13 protein-coding genes are annotated in these 14,495 nt (G+C 55.8%); 5 read left to right on the forward strand and 8 right to left on the reverse strand.

Translation table 11 applies throughout. The features are described from left to right. Nucleotides 1–85: 85 nt before the first annotated feature. The gene (locus tag FHC48_RS09435) at nt 86–3,175 is read left to right on the forward strand and encodes a beta-galactosidase (RefSeq protein WP_059362224.1); all 3,090 of its coding nucleotides are present in this window, start codon (nt 86–88) and stop codon (nt 3,173–3,175) included. A 39-nt stretch (nt 3,176–3,214) separates the two neighbouring features. On the opposite strand, the gene FHC48_RS09440 is transcribed toward FHC48_RS09435, so the two are convergent. Then, a complete protein-coding gene (locus FHC48_RS09440) occupies nt 3,215–4,042 on the reverse strand; it encodes a nickel/cobalt efflux protein RcnA (protein ID WP_039265850.1) in 828 nt (275 codons plus the stop codon). A 132-nt stretch (nt 4,043–4,174) separates the two neighbouring features. Here FHC48_RS09440 and FHC48_RS09445 point away from each other — a divergent pair, with 132 nt between their 5' ends. Next, the gene (locus FHC48_RS09445; RefSeq protein WP_008499280.1) at nt 4,175–4,447 is read left to right on the forward strand and encodes a metal-sensing transcriptional repressor; all 273 of its coding nucleotides are present in this window, start codon (nt 4,175–4,177) and stop codon (nt 4,445–4,447) included. On the opposite strand, the gene FHC48_RS09450 is transcribed toward FHC48_RS09445, so the two are convergent. After that, entirely contained in the window at nt 4,440–6,005 is a 1,566-nt protein-coding gene (locus FHC48_RS09450) for an EAL domain-containing protein (protein ID WP_059362221.1), read from the reverse strand. The genes FHC48_RS09445 and FHC48_RS09450 overlap by 8 nt on opposite strands. 219 nt (nt 6,006–6,224) lie before the next feature. On the opposite strand from FHC48_RS09450, the gene FHC48_RS09455 reads away from it, so the two are divergent. Then, nucleotides 6,225–6,485 (forward strand): type B 50S ribosomal protein L31, encoded by a 261-nt coding sequence (locus FHC48_RS09455; protein ID WP_006176933.1) that lies wholly within the window; start codon nt 6,225–6,227, stop codon nt 6,483–6,485. A 2-nt stretch (nt 6,486–6,487) separates the two neighbouring features. Continuing rightward, a complete protein-coding gene (gene ykgO / locus FHC48_RS09460; RefSeq protein ID WP_003859006.1) occupies nt 6,488–6,628 on the forward strand; it encodes a type B 50S ribosomal protein L36 in 141 nt (46 codons plus the stop codon). On the opposite strand, the gene FHC48_RS09465 is transcribed toward ykgO, so the two are convergent. Further along, a complete protein-coding gene (locus FHC48_RS09465; RefSeq protein WP_021241637.1) occupies nt 6,625–7,335 on the reverse strand; it encodes a GNAT family N-acetyltransferase in 711 nt (236 codons plus the stop codon). The two genes, ykgO and FHC48_RS09465, sit on opposite strands and share 4 nt — an antisense overlap. Before the next feature lie 101 nt (nt 7,336–7,436). Between FHC48_RS09465 and FHC48_RS09470 the strand changes: the two genes are divergently transcribed. Next, entirely contained in the window at nt 7,437–8,897 is a 1,461-nt protein-coding gene (locus tag FHC48_RS09470) for a PLP-dependent aminotransferase family protein (protein WP_008499284.1), read from the forward strand. Here FHC48_RS09470 and FHC48_RS09475 read toward each other — a convergent pair. From FHC48_RS09475 to acrB, 5 genes are all read right to left on the reverse strand, one after another. Then, nucleotides 8,869–9,336: a YlaC family protein gene (locus FHC48_RS09475; RefSeq protein ID WP_059362219.1), complete on the reverse strand. Its 468-nt coding sequence runs from the start codon at nt 9,334–9,336 to the stop codon at nt 8,869–8,871. The genes FHC48_RS09470 and FHC48_RS09475 overlap by 29 nt on opposite strands. Nucleotides 9,337–9,453: 117 nt before the next feature. Next, nucleotides 9,454–10,005 (reverse strand): maltose O-acetyltransferase, encoded by a 552-nt coding sequence (gene maa / locus FHC48_RS09480; RefSeq protein ID WP_008499286.1) that lies wholly within the window; start codon nt 10,003–10,005, stop codon nt 9,454–9,456. A 206-nt stretch (nt 10,006–10,211) separates the two neighbouring features. Beyond that, complete coding sequence (locus tag FHC48_RS09485) at nt 10,212–10,430, reverse strand: HHA domain-containing protein (protein WP_008499287.1); 219 nt, start codon at nt 10,428–10,430, stop codon at nt 10,212–10,214. A 27-nt stretch (nt 10,431–10,457) separates the two neighbouring features. Beyond that, the gene (gene tomB, locus FHC48_RS09490) at nt 10,458–10,832 is read right to left on the reverse strand and encodes an Hha toxicity modulator TomB (RefSeq protein WP_008499288.1); all 375 of its coding nucleotides are present in this window, start codon (nt 10,830–10,832) and stop codon (nt 10,458–10,460) included. 509 nt (nt 10,833–11,341) lie between these two features. Continuing rightward, nucleotides 11,342–14,488 carry a multidrug efflux RND transporter permease subunit AcrB gene (gene acrB, locus FHC48_RS09495; protein ID WP_008499289.1) on the reverse strand — a complete coding sequence of 1,049 codons (3,147 nt, stop codon included), beginning with the start codon at nt 14,486–14,488 and terminating at the stop codon, nt 11,342–11,344. Nucleotides 14,489–14,495: the final 7 nt, after the last annotated feature.

Consider the following 14,495-nt stretch of genomic DNA (forward strand, 5'->3'; position numbering starts at 1 on the left):
CGCTAGCCTGCGATTGAATGCTTTACCGTCGCAGAATGCCAGGGCATGTTAACCAAAATTGTGAGCGCTTCGCAAAGAGGTTACTATGTCCAACACATCCCCGCTGACCCTCAGCGACATTCTGGCCCGTCGGGACTGGGAAAACCCCGGCGTTACCCAGTGGAACCGCCTGCCCGCACACGCGCCGTTAGACAGCTGGCGTAATGAATCTTCCGCCAGGGATGACGCTGGATCTATCAGCAGGCGCTCTCTTAACGGGATGTGGCGATTTAGCTATTTTTCTTCACCCGAGCGGGTTCCTGAGGCATGGGTCAGCGAAGATTGCGCGGATGCCGTCGCGATGCCCGTGCCGTCGAACTGGCAGATGCAGGGGTTCGACACGCCTGTCTACACCAATGTCACCTATCCCATCCCCGTTAACCCACCTTTTGTGCCGCAGGAAAACCCGACAGGTTGTTACTCGCTCACATTTGACGTTGATGACGCCTGGCTTCAGCGTGGGCAAACCCGAATTATTTTTGACGGCGTGAACTCGGCATTCCATCTGTGGTGCAACGGGCAGTGGATAGGCTATTCCCAGGACAGTCGATTGCCCGCCGAGTTTGACCTCTCGGCGGCATTACGCCCCGGGCAGAACCGCCTGGCGGTCATGGTCTTGCGCTGGTGCGACGGCAGCTATCTGGAAGATCAGGACATGTGGCGCATGAGCGGCATTTTCCGCGATGTCTCCCTGCTGCATAAGCCGGAGACGCACATTGCGGATTTTCACGTGGTCACCGATCTGAATGCGGAGCTGGACCGCGCGGTGTTGAACGTTGAGGTCGCGCTGGCAGGCGCAGACTACACGGAATGCGAGGTGGCGATCACGCTGTGGCGCAACGGTGAGCGGTGTGGCAGTACTACCCAACGGCCCGGATCTGCCATTGTGGACGAGCGCGGCAACTGGGCCGAGCGGTTAACGGCGGCGATCCCGGTTACAGCCCCCGCGTTATGGAGTGCAGAAACCCCGGAACTCTATCGTCTGACGATCGCGCTTTTGGATGCGCAGGGCAACGTGCTGGAGACGGAGGCCTGCGATGTCGGCTTCCGCCGGATTGAAATCAGCAACGGCCTGCTGAAGCTCAACGGTAAACCGCTGCTGATCCGCGGGGTTAACCGGCACGAGCATCATCCGGAAAACGGCCAGGTGATGGACGAAGCGACGATGCGCCGCGATATCGAGATCATGAAGCAGCACAACTTCAACGCCGTGCGCTGCTCGCACTACCCGAACCATCCGCTGTGGTACCGGCTTTGCGATCGCTACGGACTGTACGTCGTTGACGAGGCCAATATCGAAACCCATGGCATGGTGCCGATGAGCCGCCTTGCTGACGATCCGCGCTGGCTGCCCGCCATGAGCGAGCGCGTGACCCGCATGGTGCAGCGCGATCGTAATCATCCCTCAATTATCATCTGGTCGCTGGGCAATGAGTCCGGCCACGGCGCAAACCACGACGCACTGTACCGCTGGCTGAAATCCACGGATCCGACGCGTCCGGTGCAGTATGAAGGCGGCGGCGCGAACACGGCGGCGACCGATATTGTCTGTCCGATGTATGCCCGGGTCGATCAGGATCAACCCTTCCCGGCGGTGCCTAAATGGTCAATCAAGAAATGGATCGGCATGCCGGATGAAACGCGTCCGCTGATCCTCTGCGAATACGCCCACGCGATGGGAAACAGCTTCGGCGGATTCGCGAAATACTGGCAGGCGTTTCGCAGCCATCCTCGCCTGCAGGGGGGATTTGTCTGGGACTGGGTCGATCAGGCCCTGACGAAACAGGACGAAGAGGGCAATACGTTCTGGGCATACGGCGGGGACTTTGGCGATAAGCCAAACGACCGACAGTTCTGCCTCAACGGCCTGGTCTTCCCCGATCGTACGCCGCACCCGGCGCTGTTCGAGGCGCAGCGCGCGCAGCAGTTCTTCAGCTTTACGCGGGTCAGCACCTCTCCGCTGGTGATTGAGGTGCAAAGCGGGTACCTGTTCCGCCATACCGATAACGAAGTGCTGAGCTGGACGGTTGCCCGGGATGGGAAGGTACTGGCTTCGGGCGAGGTGACGCTGGCGATAGCCCCTGAAGGCGTTCAGCGTCTGGAGATCGCTCTGCCGGAATTGAAAGCCGAGCCGGGGGAAGTCTGGCTGAATGTTGAAGTGCGCCAGCCGCGGGCAACGCCGTGGTCACCGGCTGACCATCGCTGCGCGTGGGAGCAGTGGCTGCTTCCGTCTCCGCTGTTTGTCGCACCGCCAGCCTCTGCGGGCGAGCCGCCGGTTTTAACGCAAAACGACCGCATCCTGGCGATCGCGCATGGTCAACAGCGCTGGCAATTCGATCGCGCAACCGGAAACCTGGCTCAATGGTGGCGAAATGGCGTGGAAACGCTGATGTCGCCTCTGACGGATAACGTCAGCCGTGCGCCGCTGGACAATGATATTGGGGTGAGTGAAGCGACGAAGATCGATCCGCATGCATGGGTTGAGCGCTGGAAAGCGGCGGGCATGTACGATCTCACCTCGCGCGTTCTGTACTGTGAGGCAGCGCAGCACGCAGACAAGGTGGTGGTCACAACCCAGCACGTCCTTGAGTATCGCGGCAACGCGCTGTTTCTGAGTCGTAAAACCTGGCGGGTGGACGATCGGGGAGTTCTGCACGGCGACATTCAGGTGGATATTGCGTCTGATATCCCGGAACCCGCGCGCGTTGGCCTGAGCGTTCATCTCGCCGAAACGCCGGAAAACGTGTCCTGGCTTGGGCTGGGGCCGCATGAAAACTATCCGGACAGAAAGCTGGCGGCGCAGCAGGGGCGCTGGACATTACCCCTGGCGGAGATGCATACGCCGTATATCTTCCCGACGGAAAATGGTTTGCGCTGTGATACGCGGGAGCTGGCGCTGGGAACGCATCAGCTGAACGGCCGGTTCCATTTCTCGGTGAGCCGCTACGGCCAGCAGCAGCTGCGGGAGACAACCCATCACCATCTGCTGCGCAAAGAGCCGGGATGCTGGCTCAATCTCGATGCGTTCCATATGGGCGTGGGTGGCGACGACTCCTGGAGCCCCAGCGTCTCGCCGGAATTCCTCCTGCAGACACGCCAGCTTCGCTATACCTTCAGCTGGCAGCAGAACCCTTAACTGACCCTGGAGATGCGGCCACAGAGTGTGGCCGCAGGCTTACGCCAGAATGCCGCTCAGGCCATGCAGGCTCATATAAATCCCTACCACGGTAATCAGCGCAGCGGAGATCCACGGTGCTTTACGGGAGAATTCGCTAAACCCGGGCCAGCGTTTGGTCGCGTGCTTGAGGCTCAAGGCGGCAATCGCGCCGGAAGCGACAAGCGTTAACGCCAGGCCAATGCTAAAGCTGAACACCAGCGTCGCGCCGAGGGCGAAATGCTTCAGCTGCAGGCAGATCAGCAGAACGGTAATGGACGCCGGGCAGGGGATAAGCCCGCCGGTCAGGCCAAACATCACGATCTGTCCGGTGGTGACGTTTTGGCCGCTGAAGCGCCGGTTAATATCCTGCGCATGCGCGCGCTGGTGGGCGTCCTGCCACTCTTCTTCAACCAGCGGGTGTTCGTGGTGGTGATGTTCATGATGATGGTCATGGTCATGGTCATGGTGGTGGTGATGATCATGGTCGTGATGATGATCGTGTGGCTGGCTCTCTTTCCAGGTTCGCCACGCCATCCACAGGGCGATCGCAACGATCAATACCCCTGAGATCAGCTGGAACCAGGGTTCAGACGTATGCGCATCCCATCCCCGACCAAACCATAAACCCGCCATGGCGATAATCCAGACTACTGCCGTATGCGAAAGCGTAGCGGCCAGGCCGAGCAGGACCGCCTGTTTCAGCGTGCCGCGGATAGCCACGATAAAGGCGGCCATCATGGTTTTTGAGTGACCCGGCTCCAGGCCATGTAGTGCACCGAGCAGGATAGCGCTGGGAACAAACAGCCAGGCATTACCCTGCTGCAGGAGTGAGGCGAAATCGTTCATTGAAATTTCCGGAATGGAAGCGTGCGCAAATAGTACTCCCCCCCAGTAGCTTAATACTACCCCCCAGTAGAAAAATACTCAGGGGGAGTAGAGCGTGATATGCTCTAAAAGCCAAAACTGAGGGAGACAGAGATGTCACATACCGTTCGCGACAAGAAGATGTTACTGACTCGCCTGAAGAAAATTCAGGGGCAGAGCACCGCGCTCGAAAAAATGCTCAACAGCGAACACGAATGCGCCGAGGTGTTACAGCAGCTGGCGGCGATCCGTGGAGCGGTCAACGGCATGATGATGCAGGTGATTGAAGGGCACCTTACCGATCACGTGGTGAAAGAGCCCGAAGAGGCGCAGCGTGAAGCCGATCTTGGCGTGGTGCTGCAGGTGATGAAATCCTACCTTAAGTAGCGTGCGTGCCGAGGTTATTCTCTGCCCAAAGAATAAATTCCGTCTTTGGTAGCGCTTTGCTGTAGTACCAGCCCTGCCCGTACTGCACGCCGTGCTGGTGCAGCCAGGCGAGCTGCCCGGCGGTCTCGACGCCTTCCGCCACCATCGCCAGCTTCAGCGACTTCGCCATTTCAATAATGTGCGGCGTCACGTTTTTATACTCCAGCGCATCCACGAACGATTTATCAATTTTTAGCGTGTCGACATCCAGATCCTGCAGATAGCTCAGGCTGGAATAGCCCGTACCAAAATCATCAATATAGACAGGGTGCCCCGAACGGCGGAATGCGGCGATAGCCGGCGCGCTGATTTTGGGATCGGCAAAGCCGCGCTCGGTAACCTCAAGGGCGATTTGGCCTGGGTGGACCTTCCATTTGTTCAGCAAGTGACTCAGCAGCGGCGGCAGCGTGCCGGAGGTCAAATCGGCGGGCGCGAGGTTGATGGAGATATGCTGATCGGGGTGAAGATGCAGCCAGCTGCCCATATCCTCGAACACCTTTTCGATAACGAGCTGCGTCAGCTGGGAGATAAGCCCGGTTTGTTCAGCAAGAGGGATAAAAATATCAGGTGAGAGGCTGCTTCCGTCCGGCTGCGGCCAGCGCGTCAGCGCCTCTGCGCCGACAGTTTTTCCGCTACACAGCGCCACGATGGGCTGATAGTGAACCACAAAATCGCGGCTGTTAATGGCGTCGAGCAGGCGGTTGCGCGGCGACTGGATGCGACGCAGTATTCGCAGGACAAAGAGCGCGGCAAGCAGGCTTATCAGGATGCCGAAGGGCAGCCACAAAAGCAGCTGCCGGTGCCAGGTTTCAGCCAGCGGTTTGAGCGTAGCCCATGCAACGACGGTAAACCCCAGTTCAGGGACGGGCTTCATAACGTACATTGAACCGTCGTACTGTATGCTGGTCATCTCCTGACCCATGATCATGTCACGGATATGCGGATCGAGCGTATTGCTGCTGGCAAAGATGCGGCGTGTGGTATTTCCTACCAGGGCAGCATCAATCGCTATCTCGCCGAAGGGGATCACATCCACAAGCGAGGCCGGATCGACCAGAACAAGATAGTGACCTTGCCCCAGTACGGCCATGTAGCGATGAAACCCCAGATCGTTTTGCGTGGTCAGCCATGCGCTGTAACCATCTTCGGTAACGCGCATCGGCGGGGGGAAAGGGGCGGCATGGCTGGTTTGTTCAAGAGAGGAGCAGAGTGGCCTGAGGTTGTCGATATAAATCACTTCCTGCACATATCGCCACGAGAAAGCGACCCGTCGCATCTCCCTTAACTGCGGGGGGCTGCACGGCACACCCTCAAAGGCCTGCAGATGATTGAGCGCTTCCTTCGCCTGATCCACGACCTTGTCGGTACGTATCAGCACGCGTGAGGCATAGTTATCCAGCGCATCGACAAATTTATCTTCCGCCTGACGATGAGCCAGCCAGATGCTCAGGCAAATGGGGACCAGCACGGAAAAGATAAGTATGCCAGTCACCAGACTGACCAGATGTCGGGTTTTCATGCTGTCGTTTCCTTCCTCGTATACCCGTTCCTGAGCACTGAGTTCCCTGCCTGAAGAGAAAGATTTTACCGCGAAATGATATAGTTATAGCACGTGGGGGGCGTGGTTTTCATTTTATCTCAGGTAAACCAGAAAATATCGTCAGAAGGAAGGGGTTGTTTTTTTAACCTGGCCTGGATATTATTTTGTTATGTTATAACAAAACACAAAGGATTTACGATGAAACCAAACATCCATCCAGCGTATCGCACCGTGGTATTCCACGACACCAGCGCGAATGAATACTTCAAAGTCGGCTCAACCATTAAGACCGACCGCGAAATTGAACTCGACGGTGAAACGTATCCGTACATCACCATCGAGGTTTCTTCAAAATCGCACCCGTTTTATACCGGTAAGCAGAAAACGTTCTCCACGGACGGCAGCGCAGCGCGCTTCCGCAAGCGTTTTGGCGGTTTTCTCAATGCGAAGCGGGGCTAACCATGCAGGTACTTAACTCATTGCGCAGTGCAAAACAGCGTCACCCGGATTGCCAGATAGTCAAACGCAAGGGACGCCTGTACGTGATTTGCAAATCCAATCCGCGCTTTAAGGCGGTGCAGGGCCGTAAAAAAAGACGCTAAACGCGCGTTTCTCGCCAGCTTTCCAGGGATCTTTTCTGTTTGCCATCGGCAGTAAAATTGTCGGTGGCAAGCCAGCTTTCAAAGGCGTTTGCCAGCGCCGGCCACTCTTTGTCGAGAATCGAAAACCAGTCGGTATCCCGGTTATGACCTTTTATGACCAGCGCCTGACGAAAACGCCCCTCAAACTGAAAACCCAGACGCAGTGCCGCTTTGCGGGAAGGCTCGTTCAAACTATTGCACTTCCACTCATAACGCCGGTAGCCCAGGGTATCGAACACATATCGCATCAGCAGATATTGCGCCTCTGTTGACATGGGCGTGCGGCTTAAAAGAGGCGAGAAGTGAACGTGCCCCACCTCCACGACCCCGTTTTTAGGATCGATCCGCATCAGGGACAGCGTTCCAACGGGGGACTGAGTCCGGTTATCCATCACGGTAAAGTGGATGGGATCGGATAACTCACTTACGCTCGCCACCCATTCGGCAAACTCCTCTGCGGTGGCATCGGGTTCACGCAATAGCCACGTCCAGCTGCGCGTATCTTCAGCCAGGGAATAGGCGGAAAACAGCGCGTTGGCATGCTCCATGCGCAGCGGTTCAAGCCGACAAAAGCGTCCCTGAAGCACGACCCGGGACGGGTGCTGACGAGGCTGCCAGTCGCTAAGCGCTTCGCCTACGGGCTGTCCGAACTGATTGAATGTCTTCATCTTAATTTCCGTGACGTTGAAAAGAGTTCCAGACTAGTGAATTGCTGGTTCCTTAAAAAGAACCACTGCGCTATGTTTTGATGGTGCCACGAGGAGGCGAGATGAATATACCGGGTGATGAATTTTATACCTTGCTCAATGCTGCCCTGCAAAAACGTGGGGAAGAGACGCGCCAGCGCGCGCTTTATCTTGCGTTACGGGAGGCCATACTGTGCGGAAGGCTACTGTCCGGCAGCCAGCTTCCCGGTTCGCGAACGCTGGCTCAGCAGCTCTCCCTTTCCCGCAATACCGTCAATGCGGCGCTGGACCAGCTCACGCTGGAAGGGTATTTGCAGCGCAACCGCCAGGGAACGCGGGTGGCACAGCTCGCTCACCGCTCTGTCGCCCGGACATTGCCGGACCCTGCCATCAGGCTCGCCCGGCGGGTCGGCCTGCTGCCAGCGCCCGTGCCCCGGGACACGCCGGTGCTGGCGTTTACCCCGGGAACCCCGGCTATCAACTATTTTCCGCTACCGCTGTGGCGGCGATTGTACGATCGCGTGATGCGCGAGGAAGGAAGTGCCCTGCTAGGGTATGGCGACCCGGCCGGTGAACCGTCGCTGCGGGCAGCGATTGCCCGACACCTCGCCCTGTCCCGCGGTATCGACTGCGACGCCGGCCAGATAGTGATAACGGAAGGGGCGCTTGAGGGGGTTAACCTGTGCACCATGCTGTTGAGTGAGCCTGGCGATGTCGCGTGGGTGGAAAACCCCGGCTATAGCGGGGCAAAGAGCGCGTTTGTTAAAACAGGCCTGACCATGACGGGAATCCCTGTTGATGACGAGGGAATGTGCTGGGAAGGACGGGATGCGCCTGCTCCCTCGCTGATTTTTACCTCACCTTCACACCAGTTCCCCTACGGAAGCGTGCTCAGTGCCCGGCGACGTCTGGCGCTGCTGGAGCTCGCCCGGCAGCAGAACGCGTGGATCATTGAAGACGATTACGACAGCGAATTCCGTTATGCCGGTGAGCCTGTTCCGGCGATGCTGGGGATGGTCAACAACGCGCCCGTGGTTTATCTGGGAACGTTCAGTAAAACGCTGTTTCCGTCGCTCAGAATGGGCTTCATGGTCTTGCCGCCAGCGCTGGCGAAAGCGGCTCGCCCGGCCATCGGCTCGCTGTTGCGGGGCGGGCATCGTGCCGAACAGCGTACGCTGGCGCTGTTCATTGAAGAAGGCCACTATGCCCGTCATCTTGCCGCCATGCGTCGGCTCTATCGTAAGCGATACCGCCAGCTGCGGGAGGTGCTGGGGGCAGAGCTTCACACGCCGCACCGTATACTGGCCGGTGAAGGCGGGATGCATCTGACGCTGGCGATAGACGATATTGACGACCAGACGCTGGTGGCGCAGGCGAGGGCGTTTCAGCTGGCACCCGCTGCACTGAGCGGGTATTACCTGGAGGCGAAGCAGGGGCAAACCGGTCTGGTTTTAGGTTACGGCAACACCTCTGCTTCGCAGTTTGCGCCGGGGATCCGGCGTCTGCAGGCGTTAATTACGCAGCAGCAGGGCGCGAAAGGGTAAAGACATCATAGAAAGAGAGCTGGCCTTTGGTGGAGACCATTTTCTGCAGCTTCTCTTTTTGCGCTGTTTCAACGGCCGGAGAGAGCATGATGCTGTCGATCAGCTCCGTGGGCACGAAACGTGTGTTATACCATTCACCGTTGTAGCAGACCCGAAAATCGAGAACGTCGATATCTTCGTAACGGTAGCGCGGATTCACGTCGAAAAAGAAAAAGGCGTTAAAGACCACAAACAGCACAACCAGCAGCCAGACGGAGTCCACCAGCGTTTCGGACTTCAGCATCACAATCAGCGTCGCCAGCCAGGCGGCATACATGGCGACAAACAGTCCAGGATGTTTGCGAATAAAGCTAATGCTAAAGCGCGGGCGATTGTCGCGCTTTTCGCGGAGGTTAAGATCGTCGATGGTGGCGGTAAGCAGGCGCTGTATCTCGGTCATTTTTTGCCTTCATAAGAGTTGACAATACAGGGTGTCTGCCAATTTTAGGGGAGCCATCGGGCTGAAAAAAGTAACAGTCAGGCGCTAAAAGACCATAACAGTTGGCTCCCCGCGCCCTTATAAAGTTTTGATGATTTTTGCCGGATTACCGCCCACGACGACGTTAGCCGGGACGTCTTTTGTCACCACGGCGCCGGAGGCCACCACCACATTATCACCGATCGTGACGCCAGGGTTAATGACCGCCCGGCCACCAATCCAGACATTATTCCCAATGTTGACCGGTTTCCCAAACTCCACGCCGCTGTTCCGTTCCTCTGCATCCAGCGGGTGGGTGGCCGTATAAATGTGCACACCCGGCGCGAGCATGCAGTTATCGCCGATGCGAACAGGGCAGACATCCAGCATCACGCAGTCGAAGTTCGCGTAAAAGTTTTTGCCCAGATAAATATTGTATCCGTAGTCGCAGCGGAAGCTCGGTTCTATATAAGCGCCTTCGCTTTGCCCCAGAAGTTCCGCCAGGATGTTCTGGCGTTCTGTTTTTTCATCGGGCGCGGTGTGGTTATAGCGGTAAACCAGATGGCGGGCCCGCAGTCGGTCGGCCCGTAACGTCTCATCGCCGGGGCGATAATGTTCACCGGCAATCATCTTCTGTTTTTCTACGCTCATAGGAAACCTCTCTGGAAATGATTACCGCAGGGTAATCGGAACAGGTCGAGAGGGGAACGTTCCCGAAAAGCCGATGTGACTGTCGTCACAACATTGTTGCTGATGAACACGTTTTACACGGAGACCTGGCCTGGGCACAGGGAACATAACGGGATAGGTAAAAAACTCAGAACGTGGCGTAGAACTCTACAGACACCCTTCAAAGATTAACGGACAAATTTCCATACAGAAGTAGGGATTTTGTCATACAACTTATTCATGGTCAGCTCAGCAAGACGATGGTCAGCGGCTGAATAAAATACGGCCAGTTCATTATCAGAAAGCTCGTATTTATTCTTTTCAATCACGCGTTCGAGGGTGTCAATTGACTGACAACGTCGTAAGCGCATCAAATAATCGATTTTAGTGAGTGGTTTATCAGACATAAATTCACCTTAGTAATTGTAATAATTTTAACAGGAAAGGCTAACCGGGTTAGCTCTGCTCACGTTGACGAAACAGCGGAATAGCCGGTTTCCCGATTTACGCCATTTTTGCAAATCCTGGGCGTTAATGCCGTAACTACTGAACAACATAAAGGTGTCGTCCAGGTATTCATCAATTTGCTCAATGAGCTTATTATCTTCATTGTACTTAATTTTATAATTAAGTGCGAAGGTTGCGATATGCTCTATCAGCTCATTCAACTGTAAATTGATGGCAGACGTTGGGTCGTTTACCCAGCCATGGTTGCTTTCATCAAGGTTGGCAAGGCAGTCATGGTACAAGGATTCGCAGAGAAATTTCAACTGCGCGATATCATGCCTTTTTGGCGAGTACTCGTCCATAGCGCATCCCCTTCTGAGTGATTTCTTACTCACCGAACATCATTGTCGGGATGGATACAACTGACTTAGCTACATGAGTGCTGTGTTCCTGATAACCTAACTATAAGCCACTCCTTCCTGGATTTCATCGCGCTATTACGAAAAATTACAAATAAAACCGTAGACTGCGAGCATGTACGCAATGTTCCACCCTGGACACCCCTTTTTTATCCAAATTAACGCGCTGTTTTATCGCTTCCTTACGTTTCATTGGCTTAGCAAAAATGGCGAGAAAAGTTCAGATTCGAACTTCACGTTGTCAGAACTTCTTATTAGGAATATTCCTAATGGCTTAAGCGGGGAAATGAAATTAAAAAAATCCTGAATTCACCGATTAAGTTATCAGTTAATTATGATATGTCTAATTAAGATGGCAGAAAATAAATTGAATCACAATAAGCGTAATTTATGATTTTTTCTGAAAATGAAAAAGGCCGCTAATGCGGCCTTTTTATCATGTGAAACCGGTATCAGTGAGGTTCTACCGAATGCGCGTGTTCAACATCTTCATTCTTACGGCTGAAGCGGCGGCGAACCACCACGAAGAACACCGGTACGAAGAAGATAGCGAGTACGGTTGCGGTGATCATACCCCCCATAACGCCCGTACCGACCGCGTTCTGCGCACCGGAGCCTGCACCGGAGCTGATAACCAGCGGCAGTACGCCGAGGATAAACGCCAGTGACGTCATCAGGATTGGGCGCAGACGCATACGAACAGCCTCAAGCGTCGCCTCAATAAGACCTTTGCCTTCTTTCTCCATCAGATCTTTGGCGAATTCAACGATAAGTATCGCGTTCTTCGCCGACAAGCCAATGGTTGTCAGCAGGCCTACCTGGAAGTACACGTCGTTGGTCAGTCCGCGGAACGTTGCCGCAAGCAGCGCACCGATAACCCCGAGTGGTACCACCAGCATAACGGAGAACGGAATTGACCAGCTCTCGTACAGCGCTGCCAGACACAGGAAGACGACGATCAGTGAAATCGCGTACAGGGCAGGGGCCTGGTTACCGGACAGACGTTCCTGATAGGACATCCCGGTCCAGTCGTAGCCAACACCCGAAGGCAGTTTGCTCGCCAGCTCTTCCATCAGGTTCATGGCTTCACCGGTGCTTCGGCCCGGCGCAGCCTGACCCAGGATCTCCATTGATGGCAGACCGTTATAGCGTTCCAGACGCGGCGAACCGTATTCCCAGCGTGACGTTGAGAATGCCGAGAACGGTACCATCTGACCATTGCTGCCGCGCACGAACCAGCTGTTGATATCGTTTGGCAACATACGGTACTGCGCCTCGGACATCACGTACACTTTCTTCACGCGACCGCGGTCGATGAAGTCGTTAACGTAGCTACCGCCCCAGGCGGCGCCCAGCGTGGTATTGATGTCACTGATGGACACGCCCAGCGCCTGAGCTTTCTCCTGGTCGATGTCGATTTTGTACTGCGGCGTATCTTCCAGGCCATTTGGACGCACGCCGACCAGCAGGTCAGGGTGCTTAGCCACTTCGCCAAACAGCTGGTTACGCGCCTGCGTCAGTTTTTCGTGACCCAGACCGCCCTGGTCAATTAGCTGGAAGTCGAAGCCGGTCGCGGTACCCAGTTCAACAATCGCCGGCAGGTTGAAGGCGAACACCATCGCATCTTTAATCTGCGAGAAGGTGCCCATCGCACGGCCGGTAATGGCTTCAACCTTGTTCTCTTTGCCCGGACGTTCAGACCAGTCTTTCAGAGAAACGAAGGCGATACCGGTGTTCTGACCACGACCCGCAAAGCCAAAGCCGTTAACCGCAAACACGGATTCAACGTTGTCTTTCTCTTTGGTGAGGTAGTAGTCCGTCACTTCGTCCAGCACTTTCTGGGTACGCTCTTGCGACGCACCCGCAGGAAGCTGTGCCATCGTCAGGAACACGCCCTGGTCTTCATCCGGCAGGAACGAGCTTGGCAGACGAACGAACAGGATCGCCATCCCCGCCACGATGATGATATAGAGCAGCAGGTAACGACCGGTGCTGCGCAGGATGTTGCCCACGCTGTCGGTGTAGTGGTGCGTGCTCTTATCAAACATGCGGTTAAACCAGCCGAAGAACCCTTTATGCTCGCCATGACCGCCTTTCTGAATCGGCTTCAGCATGGTGGCACACAGCGCAGGCGTCAGGATCAATGCGACCAGTACCGACAGCGCCATCGCGGAAACGATGGTGATCGAGAACTGACGGTAAATCGCACCGGTAGAGCCGCCGAAGAAGGCCATCGGGATAAATACCGCAGACAGTACCATCGCGATACCAACCAGCGCGCCCTGGATCTGACCCATTGATTTACGGGTCGCTTCCTTCGGCGGCAGACCTTCTTCCGCCATCACGCGCTCGACGTTCTCTACCACGACGATGGCGTCATCCACCAGCAGGCCGATGGCAAGCACCATCCCGAACATCGTCAGGGTGTTTATCGAGAAGCCAAAGGCCGCGAGGATGGCAAAGGTCCCCAGCAGAACGACCGGAACGGCGATGGTTGGGATCAGCGTCGCGCGGAAGTTTTGCAGGAACAGATACATGACCAGGAACACCAGGATGATCGCTTCTGCCAGCGTTTTAACCACTTCGTGAATCGAAATTTTAACGAATGGCGTGGTGTCGTACGGATAAACGATCTTCAGGCCTGACGGGAAGTACGGTTCCATTTTCTTCAGTTCTGCACGGATCGCCGTGGCGGTATCCAGGGCGTTCGCGCCTGTCGCCAGTTTGATACCCAGACCGGAAGCCGGTTTACCGTTGAACTTCGCGATGATGTCGTAGTTCTCACCGCCCAGCTCGACTTTCGCCACGTCGCGCAGGCGAACCTGCGATCCGTCCTGATTCACTTTCAGCAGAATTTTGCTGAACTCATCCGCGGAGGTCAGACGGGTTTGCGCGATGATCGAGGCGTTAAGCTGCTGGCCCTTCACCGGCGGCGTACCGCCTAACTGACCGGCTGCCACCTGGGCGTTCTGCGCTTTAATCGCGTTAATCACGTCAACCGGCGTCAGCTGGAAGTTGTTCAGCTTGTTCGGATCCATCCAGATACGCATTGCGTACTGAGAACCGAACAGCTGCACGTCACCCACACCGGACGTACGGCTGATGGCGTCCTTCATGTTGGCGCCTACGTAGTCGGAAATATCCTCCTGCGTCATGGTGCCGTTGGTGTTGATAACGCCGACAACCATCAGGAAGCTACTGGACGATTTCTCGACGCTCACGCCCTGCTGTTGTACTTCCTGCGGCAGCAGCGGCATCGCCAGCTGCAGTTTGTTCTGCACCTGAACCTGCGCAATGTCAGCATCCGTACCTGACTCGAAGGTCAGGGTGATCTGAACTGTACCGGTAGAGTCACTGTTTGAGGACATGTACATCAGGTTATCGATACCGTTCATGTTCTGTTCGATAACCTGAGTGACGGTGTCCTGCACCGTTTTTGCATCAGCCCCTGGGTAGGTTGCGGAAATCGTCACCGCCGGTGGCGCAATCGTTGGATATTGCGCGACAGGCAGCTTCAGGATCGCAAGTCCCCCGGCCAGCATGATGATAATGGCGATCACCCACGCAAATATGGGGCGATCGATAAAGAAATTAGGCATGTCTTAA

The organism is Enterobacter sp. EC_50 (assembly GCF_019584525.1).
GTDB classification, from domain to species: domain Bacteria; phylum Pseudomonadota; class Gammaproteobacteria; order Enterobacterales; family Enterobacteriaceae; genus Enterobacter; species Enterobacter roggenkampii.

What these genes read in the sequence shown, in the direction of transcription:
- FHC48_RS09435 (WP_059362224.1), top strand. Translation starts at nt 86, where the DNA reads ATGTCCAACACATCCCCGCTGACCCTCAGCGACATTCTGGCCCGTCGG.
- FHC48_RS09440 (WP_039265850.1), bottom strand. Translation starts at nt 4,042, where the DNA reads ATGAACGATTTCGCCTCACTCCTGCAGCAGGGTAATGCCTGGCTGTTT.
- FHC48_RS09445 (WP_008499280.1), top strand. Translation starts at nt 4,175, where the DNA reads ATGTCACATACCGTTCGCGACAAGAAGATGTTACTGACTCGCCTGAAG.
- FHC48_RS09450 (WP_059362221.1), bottom strand. Translation starts at nt 6,005, where the DNA reads ATGAAAACCCGACATCTGGTCAGTCTGGTGACTGGCATACTTATCTTT.
- FHC48_RS09455 (WP_006176933.1), top strand. Translation starts at nt 6,225, where the DNA reads ATGAAACCAAACATCCATCCAGCGTATCGCACCGTGGTATTCCACGAC.
- ykgO (WP_003859006.1), top strand. Translation starts at nt 6,488, where the DNA reads ATGCAGGTACTTAACTCATTGCGCAGTGCAAAACAGCGTCACCCGGAT.
- FHC48_RS09465 (WP_021241637.1), bottom strand. Translation starts at nt 7,335, where the DNA reads ATGAAGACATTCAATCAGTTCGGACAGCCCGTAGGCGAAGCGCTTAGC.
- FHC48_RS09470 (WP_008499284.1), top strand. Translation starts at nt 7,437, where the DNA reads ATGAATATACCGGGTGATGAATTTTATACCTTGCTCAATGCTGCCCTG.
- FHC48_RS09475 (WP_059362219.1), bottom strand. Translation starts at nt 9,336, where the DNA reads ATGACCGAGATACAGCGCCTGCTTACCGCCACCATCGACGATCTTAAC.
- maa (WP_008499286.1), bottom strand. Translation starts at nt 10,005, where the DNA reads ATGAGCGTAGAAAAACAGAAGATGATTGCCGGTGAACATTATCGCCCC.
- FHC48_RS09485 (WP_008499287.1), bottom strand. Translation starts at nt 10,430, where the DNA reads ATGTCTGATAAACCACTCACTAAAATCGATTATTTGATGCGCTTACGA.
- tomB (WP_008499288.1), bottom strand. Translation starts at nt 10,832, where the DNA reads ATGGACGAGTACTCGCCAAAAAGGCATGATATCGCGCAGTTGAAATTT.
- acrB (WP_008499289.1), bottom strand. Translation starts at nt 14,488, where the DNA reads ATGCCTAATTTCTTTATCGATCGCCCCATATTTGCGTGGGTGATCGCC.